The sequence below is a fragment of the Ruegeria sp. YTSA135 genome (genome assembly GCF_059610165.1).
Genome location: NZ_JBXWNC010000004.1, coordinates 129,850 through 141,709, shown reverse-complemented (window position 1 = coordinate 141,709; position 11,860 = coordinate 129,850). Strand labels below are relative to the sequence as shown.

Sequence of the window (11,860 nt, the reverse complement as noted above, 5' to 3'; positions counted from 1 at the left end):
TTGGGCCGTGAGCTCCAATAACTTTCGCCTTTTTCAGACGACCATAGTGTCGCGGCTCAAGCGCGGCGCGAAAGTCGCCAATCATTCAGCGCGGGATTGCGATCTGGGCGGCTCGCCCGTTCAGCCAGTGCAACATCTGGTCCGGGATCTGCCGAACCGATTGCATCGCTGCGCATTAAGCTTATGGCGTGTAAGTTATCCATTACGTCTGGTGTGCGCCGCATCGTGGCCGAAATCTCGCGTTGAAGGTCCTGCATCTTGGCTTGATGGCGCGCGCCGAAATAGAAAGAAACGATGACGCCCAGCAGCCACCACAACGGCTCGGGCACCAATGCGATGCCCTGCATTCGCGCGGCAAACCATAGCGGATCGACCATCGCAGCAACAAAAAGACCCAACGTGCCAAGCGCCATCGCCGGGCGCGGAAGGCGGTTCAACCCATCCATGAACCGATCAAACAGGCTTTTCTGTTGTGCCTTGAACTCGTCACGGAACTGAAACATCGCTAGCTGTTGCAGGCCCAGATTCCGCTCGGCCCCTTTTTCAGAGTTTTCACGAAATATCTCAACGGTTTCACGCACGATGTTGCGGTTACTACCGAAGAGAAAAGACAATACGTCGACGATCAAACCCATGCTTCGACTCTCTTCTGAAATTCATCATGGCTCAGGTGATATTTGGACGAGATGAACTCCTCGGCCCTCCGTATCCAACCACCTTTGCCACCATCTTGGCGGCGCACATATTTGCGGGATGCAGGTCTATGATCAGCCAGACGAAAATAAAAATTGCGCCGTGCGACGCCGTACGCATCCCGAAGCGTGATCGGGTCGGGCCTTGCTGCGTTACGGCAAGCTTGTGCCGTATGGGCCCCGACGACCCCATCTACAGCAAGTTCATACCCCATCTCACGCAACAGAAGTTGTAGTATTTTGACAGCCTGTCCGCCAGCATTCACATACATATCGAAAACCGAAGGGCGGATCGCCGCTGGCAGTAGGTTCAGACGAGGCAACTCATAGTAGTGTTGGATAAATATCGCTATAGCCTCAGACTTGCTGAGCATCCGCACATCTGTCGTATCGATCACCCCGTCATTGGACAGGTCCAATCCCAAACGTCGCATCGTGTGAACGGTAACGCCATATTTCGTAGCACCGCCCGGGTCGTCAGGATCGTCGATAAACCCACCTTCACGCGCTACGATCTCGGTTGCTATGTGTCTGACCGTCTTCAATTCACCCTCCTTTAGTTATTGGGTGAACGCTGCTTCATTCCGGTTAAGTGTCCGAAAAAAGAAAGGGCGCTGCTTGTGCAACGCCCTCTCAAAAAAACGATGAAGGTGGTTAACTACCGCCAGTTTCTTTGTAGACGCCCTGTTCCTTCAGGGCATCCACTACCTCTTTTGGCATGTATGTTTCGTCGTGTTTCGCAAGGATTTCAGTGGCTTCAAAAACGCCGTTCACGTATGAACCAGTACCTACCATACCTTGATTTTCCGAAAAAAGATCCGGCAGAACACCGGTAAACGCCACTGGTACGCTTTCACCGCCATCGGTAACGACAAAGCGCACCGTCTCGCCCTGCCCCCGCACGATCGAGCCTTCCTCTACCAGCCCGCCAATGCGGAACACTTCGGTCGGCAAGGGTGGTTCAGCAATCACTTGGCTGGGTGAGCGGAAAAAGTTGATGCCATCCCGCATCGCGTACCCAATCAATCCCGTCGACAAACCCAAGGCCACAACGGCCAGCATTATAACCTGGATACGACGACGTTTCCTGAGCGTTTTCATACCGTCCTCACGGGAATAAGGGGGCCATCATCAAACCCGTTGTTTCACTCTCATCTAACATCAGGTTCGCGTTCTGCAAGGCTTGTCCACTGCTACCTTTTGTCAGGTTATCCAGCGCGCCAATTACGATTGCACGACGTTCGATACGGTCGCTGACGACGCCAATATGGCAGAAATTCGATCCTCGTACATGATGTGTGGAAGGTGTCTCGCCAAATGGCAACATCTGGATGAATGGTTCGTTTTCATAAGCGGTGACGAGTGTTTCATACACGCTGGCCGGATCGCCTTTTACGTAGGTCGTTGCCAGAATGCCCCTGTTGGCCGGCATAAGGTGCGGTGTGAACTGCACATGCACCGTGCGTCCGGCTAGTGCCGAAAACTCCTGATCAAACTCTCCCAGGTGCCGATGCGTTCCGCCGACGGCATAGGCGTTGTACCCCTCGCTTAATTCCGAATGCAGCAGATTTTCCTTTAGCGAGCGGCCAGCCCCCGAAACGGCACACTTCAGATCCAGAACGATGTCATCCAAGTCAATAACGCCGCCTGAAACTAGCGGCCGCAGCACGTATTGCCCCGTCGCAGCATTACAGCCGGTCCCTGCGACCAGTCGCGCGTTTTTAATTTCATCGCGGTAGAACTCGGTCAGGCCGTAAACGGCCTCATCCTGCATTTCCAACGCCGCATGTGGATTGCCGTACCATTTTTCATATTCGCCAGCATCCCGAAGCCGGAAATCGGCGGACAAGTCGATTATCCTCAGGTCTTTCGGCAAATCCCGAATGACTTCCTGACTGGTTTTATGCGGCAATGCGCAAAAACACAGGTCAATATGCGAAAAATCAATCTCAGAGATTTTGCACAGGTCGGGCAGTGTCATGTGGCGCAGATGCGGGAAAACCTGTGCCATCGACATGCCCGCTTTGCGTTCGGCTGCCAAGGCAGTAATTTCCATGTTCGGATGCTCGGCGATCAGCCTCACGAGTTCGGCCCCGGTGTAACCGGAAGCACCGAGGATTGCGATTTTATGGGTCATGTCAGACCTCTTACTTCATAGTGTCATGTGTCACGACCGCCGACGCGACGGTTTTTGAGTAATCGAAAGAGCGCAGCGGGGTCCTTGACCTGCGTCAGGCTGCCTGGAACTTTATCTGCCGTCGGAGGAACTGGGTCGCGCGGTCACTCACGAAATTCGGTTTACCCGTCGTCAGAAATCCACCCGCAGAGTTGCCCTGCATTTTTGGATGGCGCTGCAGGTAATCAGCAAGGCTTTCGGCCACAAGCACACCCTGGCTAAAAACCTGCACCGTTGGCCCAAGCGCGGTTTGAAATGCGTCGGCCATCAACGGGTAATGCGTACACCCCAGTATAGCCGCCTGTGGCTTCGGCATTTTGCGTTTCAGCGCATCCACATGGCTGCGCACCAGTGCCTCGGCAAGGATCATGTCACCATCTTCGATCGCATCAACCACGCCACCACAGGCCTGTGCCTCGACATCCACGCCAATTGCCCGAAATGCCAATTCCCGCTGAAATGCTCGGCTGGAAACAGTCGCGGGTGTCGCAAACAAGGCCACATGCTTGATGGCAACTTCACGCGGAGGGCTGTTGTCGCCCCATTGACGTTCGGTCAGGGCTTCGATCAGAGGTACGAACACACCTAAAACGCGCTTACCCTCTGGCACGCCTTCCTCCTGCATCCGGCGTAACGCCGCAGCGCTGGCGGTGTTGCAGGCCAGAATCACCAGATCACAGCCACGATTCCAAAGATCGCTTACGGCGTGCCGCGTCAGTTGATAGATGTTTTCGGCGTCGCGTACGCCATACGGCGCATGCGCGCTGTCCGCGTAGTATAGAAAATCCACGTCCGGAAGACGTTTCTGAACAGCGTCCAAGACGGTCAGACCGCCCAAACCAGAATCAAAGATGCCTACTGCCATTTGCCCCTTTAGGCGCGATGCCGTTCCTCAAATTCATAGCCGTAGTCATAAGACTTTAACGGCGTCGGAGACAGCTCATACGTGGCTTTGCGCAAGAAATCCATCATCTTGCGCGTATCCCTGGCCAAAGGATTCAAAACTTCCCTACCGATGGGGTCGCCAATAACCACTCTGACAGGAGCATCCACCCGTTTTTTGAACTCTTTGATCAACAAACCCATGCGCAGAGTGTTATGCAAATGACTGGCGATCTGGAACAGGCGCGAGGTGTGGCCGTCAAAGAAAACAGGCACCACCGTGGCGTTCGATTTCGCAACCATCCGTGCCGTGAAGCCGCGCCAGCCCGGATCCATTGGGTGCGAGAAGGGTTTAACCGCCGTGCTTACCGTACCACCCGGAAATATCCCGATGGCCCCGCCAGAGCCCAAGTAATTCAAGGCTGTTTTTCGCGTCTCAAGGTTCAGCTTCATCGCGTCTTTCGTTTCATCAAACGAAATCGGAAGTATGATGCGGTTCAGATCTTCGGCCTTTCGGAATACCCGATTGGCCAATATACGGAAATCGCCGCGTGTCTGAGACAAAATATGCCCCATCATCATGCCATCCAGAATCCCATAAGGGTGGTTGGCAATCAGAATCAATGGCCCTGTCTTGGGGATATTTGCCAGCGAGCCGCCAACCACATCCAGCGATAGACCGTAGCGGTCCACCATGACCGACCAGAAATCACGCCCGTTCGCGACCTCTTTCTCATATCCATCCGCGCGCTTGATCAGTCGCAGTCTGCCGGTGGTGTTTTCCATAAGTTTAATGACCATGCGGCCGCCTTTTGTTTCGGCGGAATGGGCATAGGAAATGTCCCGAGCGACATGACGGCGTGAGGGCATTCGAGTCTCCGAAGGTTGCTGCCGGCTAAATAGGATCAAGCAACAATTTTGCCTAGGTTTCGTGACAACCCTGTGACGATTTATTCAGCAGCAGCGCGCAGCTCTGGACCTCCGCCCTTGATGATACTCAGCAATTCTTCGCGCCTTTTGGCGGCCTTTGCCTCATTTGCACGCAAAACCGGACCGAACCCCCGGATATCCAGCGGAAGTTGCGCCAAAGCGATCACCGCGTCGCGGGTTTGCGCATTAATCAAGGGCTCCACCTCTTTGAAATCACGTTCGTATTGCTTGATCAGATCACGCTCCATGCGTCGTTCTTCGCTATAGCTGAAGATATCCAGCGGCGTGCCGCGCAGGACTTTAAGCTTAGCCAGGAGTTTCATTGGCGTCAGCATCCACTCACCAAATGCGCGCTTTTGGGGGCGTCCATCCGGACCTTTCCCGCCCAGAATGGGAGGAGCCAGATGGAACGTCATTTTAAAGTCACCATCAAATTCGGCTGCCGCCTTGTTACGACTGTCAAGCATCAGCCGGGCAACTTCGTATTCATCTTTGTAAGACAGAAGCTTATGATACCCTTTTGCCACGGCTTCCCGGACCTGAGTATCGTCAAACCTTTCCACCAACGCGCGATAGCGTTTGGCCAAACGGTTGCTTTGATACGCAATCAGGTGCGCAGCGCGATAATCGATCTTTTGATCCAGTGTTTTCGGCATTTCCGCCACATTGGGCTTTAGAATTGCTTCCACTTCGGATGGATGCAAAACCGCCCAACGCCCGATGTCAAACGCGCGCTTGTTCCGTTCAACAGCGGTGCCGTTCAATTCGATAGCCTGCATCATGGCGCTTTTGCTGATCGGCAGCAAACCCCGCTGCCACGCCGCACCAAAAACCATCATGTTAGAATAAATCGAGTCTCCCATCACCGCGCGCGCCAGTTCAGTCGCATCGAACAAAGAAACGCCTTCTTTCAACCGTGCCTGTAAGGCCAGTTCCAGCCGATCTCCGGGAATGCGGAAATTGGTATCGCGGGTGAAGTCACCTGTTACTGTTTCATGGTTGTTGACCACCGCGCCGGTTTGTCCTGCATGTGTCAGCCCCAGTGTTTTCGCACCGGCCGAAACAACCAAATCACCGCCGATCAATGCGTGCGCCTCACCGGTCGCAACGCGAATGGCGCTGATGTCTTCGGGTTTATTTGCAAGTCGGCAATGGATATGTACGGCACCACCCTTTTGGGCCAGTCCCGCCATCTCCATCATACTTGCGCCCTTGCCGTCTATCTGCGCCGCCTGTGCCAGGACCGCACCCAACGTCACCACACCGGTGCCACCAACCCCGGTGATAACCACGTTATGTGTTCCTTCGATTTCCGGCAGCACGGGATCAGGCAGGTGAGGTAGATCAATCTCAGTCGTGGCTTCTTTACGGATTTTTGCGCCTTCCAACGTTACAAACGACGGGCAAAACCCTTTGAGGCAAGAAAAATCCTTGTTGCAGCTTGATTGGTCGATCGCACGCTTGCGCCCCAATTCGGTTTCTTTTGGAACAATCGAAACACAGTTCGACTGCACCCCACAATCACCGCAGCCTTCGCAAATATCGGTGTTGATAAACACGCGCTTGTCTGGATCAGGGAAAGTACCACGCTTACGACGGCGGCGTTTTTCGGCAGCGCACGTTTGCACGTATACGATAACAGAGACGCCCGCGATTTCGCGGAAACGCTCCTGAACCCGCATCAACTCAGCGCGTTCTGCCGTCTCGACACTTGAGGGCAGAGCCTTGAAGTTCACGTCTTCTTTTTCATCGTACACCACTGCCACGTGCTGTACGCCCATTGCTGTGACTTCGGCAACGATCCGCTCGGCGGTCAAATCACCTTCGTTCTCTTGCCCTCCGGTCATTGCGACGGCGTCGTTATACAGGATTTTAAAGGTGATGTTCGTACCCGCGGCAAGCGCGGCACGGATTGCTTGCACGCCCGAGTGGTTATACGTGCCGTCGCCAAGGTTCTGGAACACGTGTTTGGTGGTCGAAAACGGCGCTTCACCAATCCAGTTGGCTCCTTCGCCGCCCATCTGGGTGAACCCGGTTGTTTCCCGGTCCATCCACTGTACCATGTAGTGACAGCCAATACCGGCATAGGCACGGCTGCCATCCGGCACTTTGGTCGAGGTATTATGGGGGCACCCCGAGCAGAAATACGGCAATCGCGTCGCGATTTCTTCGGCGTTGTCGGCACGGCGCGCCTCGTACAGCTTGGCTAAACCTGCGCGAACGCCATCCGTATCGCGGCCCTCTTCGATCAGGATTTCGCCCAGCTTCTCGGCGATCATGTTTGGGTCAAGCGCGCCACGTGTTGGGAACAGCTCCTCGCGGTGCAAGGTCCCGGCCCCGCCTTTGTACCACCCGTAGACACGACGCCCCCGACGATCATCAAAGATGGCCTCTTTAACCTGAACCTCGATCAGCTTGCGCTTTTCTTCTACGATAACAACTAGATCAAGCCCTTCCGCCCAGTCATGGAAACCGGACATATCCAATGGGAAAGTCTGGCCGATCTTGTACGTGGTAACCCCCAACCGCTCGGCTTCTTCGGCATCGATATTCAGCAGAGACATGGCGTGCATAAGGTCAAGCCAGTTTTTACCTGCCGCAACAAAGCCTATCTTGGCACCGGGTTTACCCCAGACACGCTTGTCCATCTTGTTCGCGTGCGAAAACGTTTCAGCCGCAAAACGTTTATAGTCGATAATGCGCGCTTCTTGCAGATGCGGTGTATCGCCCAACCGGATGTTCAATCCGCCTTCGGGCATGCTGAAATCGGGTACAACCAGGTTCATCCGGTTAACGCTTCCATCCACAACCGACGTTACCTCGATCGTGTCTTTCATCGTTTTTAGACCAACCCAGACTCCTGCGAACCGGCTGAGCGCAAAGCCGTAGATGCCATAATCCAGAATTTCCTGTACACCAGCGGGGCTGACGATCGGCATGTACATATCGACCAGCGACCATTCGGACTGGTGTAGAACGGTCGAGCTTTCGCCCGTATGGTCATCCCCCATCGCCATCAGCACGCCACCGTTCTTGGCCGTGCCCGCCATATTGGCATGGCGCATCACGTCGCCGGACCGATCAACTCCGGGGCCTTTGCCGTACCAAAGACCGAACACGCCATCAAACCGGCCATCTCCGCGCAGCCCTGCCTGCTGGCTTCCCCAAAGCGCGGTTGCGGCAAGGTCCTCGTTCAGCCCGTATTGAAAGGTGACGTCGTTTTCCGCCAGCCATTTTTGCGCCCGCGTCATTTGCGTATCGACGGCGCCAAGCGGTGAGCCACGATATCCAGTCACCAGACCAGCCGTGTTTAGGCCCGCCTGTGTATCCCGTGCCTTCTGCATCAGCATCAGACGCACAAGCGCTTGCGTGCCGTTCAGAAGAACGGGGCTTTTATCCAAATCAAATCTGTCGTTCAGCGATATTTGTGGCTGACTCATCAGACGTCTCCCCTCGTCAGATCAGTGTGCTCCATTTCCGTCTATTTTAGGTCATAATATCTGACCTGTATAGTATTTATCCTCAGTATCCCAAGGATTTCAGAGTTTGAATGTAGAAGTTGTTACCTATTTCATATAGGCCTTCCGAAGGATAACGAAAGTTGCGGTGATGGATTGGGACAAGCTTAGGATATTTCACGCAGTTGCGGATGCAGGCAGCCTGACTCATGCGGGTGATAAGCTGAATCTGTCTCAATCAGCGGTCAGCCGACAGATCAGAGCGTTGGAGGAGTCGCTTGATTCGACCCTGTTCCACCGCCACGCGCGGGGGCTGATCCTGACCGAGCAAGGCGAGCTGCTGTTTGATGCGACTTCGGCCATGTCGAAGCGTCTGGATGCGGCCGCAGCACGCATCCGTGACAGTGAGGAAGAGGTGTTCGGCGTCCTGCGCGTGACGACGACATTTGGCTTCGGCACCCTTTGGCTGGCCCCGCGCCTTCCGAAACTTTATGAGCAATATCCCGATCTGAACATCGACCTGATGCTGGAAGAACGTGTGTTAGACTTGCCGATGCGCGAGGCTGACGTCGCCATTCGCATGAAAGAACCCAGCCAGGCGGATCTGGTCCGCAAGCGACTAATGACGGTACAAATGCAGCTTTACGCGACACAGGAATATCTCGACACACGTGGAGGTTTGCCCACCTCGCTGGAAGACATCGAGCACCACCGTTTGATCTGCCAGACACCCGCGGCCCCGCAAGTTGGTGCCAGCGCAGCCATGGTTCGGCATTTGATGACCTACAACCCGGGCTCACTGCTGACGGTCAACAACTACTTCGGAGTCTTGCAAGGCGTATTGCACCATCTGGGTATCGGCGTATTGCCCGACTATGTCACCCATGGGCTGCCCAATGTCGTTCCCATCCTGCCCGATATCGAAAGCGCAGATGTACCTGTTTATCTTGCCTATCCGGAGGAGCTGCGCCATTCAAAACGCGTCGCAGCCTTTCGCGATTTCGTTCAGGATGAGATCATTGAGCAGCGCAAACAATTGAAGCAAATGGGAAAACTCTAGCTATGCACAGATGGCATAGCGGACATGACCAGCGATCAAACTGAAATGTCTTGATCGTTAACAAACTGATCCCTAAATGAGCATTCGAAGGCGATGATGCCGAAACGCTCATCATCTTCATACCTCCCTGTTGGACTACGGCCGAGCTTAGTGCTCGGCCTTTTTTTTGCCTTTGGGCGACGCATACTGCGTTCAAAGGGCAAAACATCTATGATTCTCGGACACTTATTCTTATGATCACGCAAAATTTATAAAGTTGTGTGTTCGAGGACAGATTCGATGCTTACTGCTGTTCGCCTTTTTGTGGCGATCTTTTCAATTTGTTGCCTTTGCCATCCCGTGTCTGCGCAGGAAAATGAGGCGCCCAGCCCCACGGGCACGGTCAGCATTCCCCAAGACCTGACGCCGGAACAAGTCGATGACCTAGTCGCGCGCATGTCCGATGACCAAGTCCGCGCCATTCTGCTTGAGCGTTTGGACGCAGTTGCCGAACAAAACCAAGCCGAAGAGGCAGAGGAAGAAGATCCAATCACTGAGATTAACGAGATATGGGCCGAAATGGTCGCCTCGTGGACTCATGTGGCCGTCACTGTGCCGAATTTGTTTACCGCGCAGATGCAGGCGATCCGCAACTTTGTCGGAACCTTCGAGGCAAATGGTGTATTTGTCCTATTTGGATTAGTGCTGGGCGTTCTCGTTGCCGGAATCATCGCAGAAAAACTGTTCGGTATGTTTGCCCGGAATTGGCACAACAGAGCCGAACCGGCTGATGAAAACGACCTTTGGGGGGCGGTCAGCTACTTATTCACTCGCTTTTGCCACGAAATCGCCGGTTTAGTTGTATTCTATGTCGTCATCCGAGCACTGGGCCGCGGATTGTTGACGCCCGAGCAACTTACCTTCGCCGGGCCATTTGTGTTTTATTTGATTTGGATTCCTCGCCTCGGTGCAGCCGCCTCACGCTTTATTCTGGCCCCGTCCAAACCTCATTTCCGTTTGGTGAATATCGAAGATCATTGGGCGAAGTACCTGTATCGCAATTTGGTCGGACTTCTGATTCTGATCGGATTTACGCTGTTTATCCTGCGTTTTAACGCTTTGAACGGAATCACGGGCGACGATACGCGCATCGGTTTCTGGCTGAATGCTGCAATCCACATCTACATTGGCGTCATTGCGTGGACTGCGCGCGAAGGCCTGTCACAGATGATGCTGGGCACAGATCCAGACCATACAAAATTCGACGAAGAAGTGGCCCATTATTACCCATATTTCGCCATCGGGGTCTCGGCAGCCTTCTGGTTTCTTGTTGAATTTCTGGCTGCGCAGCGCGATCCGGCGAAAATGGCCCTGCTGGTTCAGGGGGCCCATTTCATCACCATGTTCTGGCTGTTGATCGCGCCTGCGCTAGACACCCTGATACGGGGGTTGGTGCGCCATCTGCAACCTCCGATGCAAGGTGAAGGCCGTGTGGCTGAAAGAGCCTACAAATCCACCAAGCGTAGCTATATCCGAATTGGTCGGGTCCTTGCGGGCATTGTGATCATTCTTATGATTGCAAGGGCGTGGGATTTTGACCTCGAAGAAATCGCAGGCGGCAGAGAAGAAGCTGGCGGAAGGTTAATTCAGTTCTTCATTATTATCGCTGTCGGGTACATCCTGAATGAGCTTGTCTCTCTCTGGATCAATCGCCGCCTGGCAAAAGAGCAAACCGAAGCCGAGCAGAGCCCCGACGCAGAAGCCGGAGAAGGCGGTGGCTCGGGCGGTTCACGCCTTGCGACCGTTTTGCCCCTTCTGCGCGTAACGGCCCAAGTTGCCATCGCAGTGATCTTTGTTCTTCTGGCGCTTGGGGCGTTGGGTATCAATATCACGCCGCTGCTTGCCGGTGCCGGTGTACTGGGTCTGGCTATCGGCTTTGGCGCACAAAAGCTGGTTGCCGATATCGTTGGCGGGATTTTCTTTCTTGTCGATGATGCGTTCCGGGTGGGTGAATATGTCGATGTTGGCGGCACCACTGGCACGGTTGAAAAAATCTCGATCCGTTCAATGCAACTGCGCCACCATCGCGGTCCGGTTCACACCATTCCGTACGGTGAAATCCAAAAGCTGACGAATTACAGCCGCGACTGGGTCATCATGAAGCTGAAATTCACCGTACCCTTCGACACCGACCCCAACAAAGTGAAGAAGATTTTCAAGAAGATCGGGGCCGAGATGATGGCGGACGAAGCCTTCAAGGACGGTTTCCTTCAGCCCTTTAAGTCTCAGGGTGTGTTTGACTTCGACGACGTCGGCATGATCATCCGGGGCAAATTCATGGCCAAGCCCGGCAAACAGTTCACGCTGCGCAAAGAAATTTTCAACCGCGTTAAGGCCGCGTTCAATGAAAACGGGATTGATTTTGCGCGGCGCGAAGTTCGCGTTGCGATCCCCGGTTTGGACGACGCCGACCACCTGAGCGAAGAGCAAAAGGCCGCGATCGGGGCTGCAGCGGGCGAAGTTGTCAATCAACAAGTTGAGCAGCAAGCGCAGAAACCCGGCTCGGAACACGGCGCGCCGAAGTAACCTGCGGGCCATTGCAAATAGTCAAAAGGCCGTCCCGAAGGCGGCCTTTTTCATCGGATTGCCGCACGAAACCCGATGCGGTTGGTCTTAACCCTTT

Annotated in this window: 9 protein-coding genes; 2 read left to right on the top strand and 7 right to left on the bottom strand. The window is 54.3% G+C overall.

The features are described from left to right. Positions 1-56: 56 nt before the first annotated feature. From AC2FIT_RS07140 to AC2FIT_RS07110, 7 genes are all read right to left on the bottom strand, one after another. On the bottom strand, positions 57-635 hold the full coding sequence (locus AC2FIT_RS07140) for a holin family protein (protein WP_496828016.1): 579 nt from the start codon (positions 633-635) through the stop codon (positions 57-59). Continuing rightward, positions 626-1,237 (bottom strand): holin-associated N-acetylmuramidase, encoded by a 612-nt coding sequence (locus AC2FIT_RS07135; RefSeq protein WP_496828014.1) that lies wholly within the window; start codon positions 1,235-1,237, stop codon positions 626-628. The genes AC2FIT_RS07140 and AC2FIT_RS07135 overlap by 10 nt, the downstream gene beginning before the upstream one ends. 109 nt (positions 1,238-1,346) lie before the next feature. Beyond that, positions 1,347-1,793: a cytochrome c maturation protein CcmE gene (gene ccmE, locus AC2FIT_RS07130; protein ID WP_496828012.1), complete on the bottom strand. Its 447-nt coding sequence runs from the start codon at positions 1,791-1,793 to the stop codon at positions 1,347-1,349. Between the two features lie 7 nt (positions 1,794-1,800). After that, positions 1,801-2,829 carry an N-acetyl-gamma-glutamyl-phosphate reductase gene (argC, locus tag AC2FIT_RS07125; RefSeq protein WP_496828010.1) on the bottom strand — a complete coding sequence of 343 codons (1,029 nt, stop codon included), beginning with the start codon at positions 2,827-2,829 and terminating at the stop codon, positions 1,801-1,803. 94 nt (positions 2,830-2,923) lie between these two features. After that, positions 2,924-3,733, bottom strand: a complete 810-nt coding sequence (gene murI, locus AC2FIT_RS07120) for a glutamate racemase (RefSeq protein ID WP_496828008.1) — start codon at positions 3,731-3,733, stop codon at positions 2,924-2,926. Between the two features lie 8 nt (positions 3,734-3,741). Beyond that, positions 3,742-4,620, bottom strand: a complete 879-nt coding sequence (locus AC2FIT_RS07115) for a lysophospholipid acyltransferase family protein (protein ID WP_496828006.1) — start codon at positions 4,618-4,620, stop codon at positions 3,742-3,744. Between the two features lie 80 nt (positions 4,621-4,700). Further along, positions 4,701-8,120, bottom strand: coding sequence for an indolepyruvate ferredoxin oxidoreductase family protein (locus AC2FIT_RS07110; RefSeq protein WP_496828004.1), 3,420 nt, complete (start codon positions 8,118-8,120; stop codon positions 4,701-4,703). Between the two features lie 169 nt (positions 8,121-8,289). Between AC2FIT_RS07110 and AC2FIT_RS07105 the strand changes: the two genes are divergently transcribed. Together AC2FIT_RS07105 and AC2FIT_RS07100 are read left to right on the top strand one after the other, a co-directional pair. Next, positions 8,290-9,198 carry a LysR family transcriptional regulator gene (locus AC2FIT_RS07105; protein ID WP_496828002.1) on the top strand — a complete coding sequence of 303 codons (909 nt, stop codon included), beginning with the start codon at positions 8,290-8,292 and terminating at the stop codon, positions 9,196-9,198. Positions 9,199-9,477: 279 nt separating this feature from the next. After that, positions 9,478-11,763, top strand: coding sequence for a mechanosensitive ion channel family protein (locus AC2FIT_RS07100; protein WP_496828000.1), 2,286 nt, complete (start codon positions 9,478-9,480; stop codon positions 11,761-11,763). The last annotated feature ends 97 nt before the right edge of the window (positions 11,764-11,860 follow it).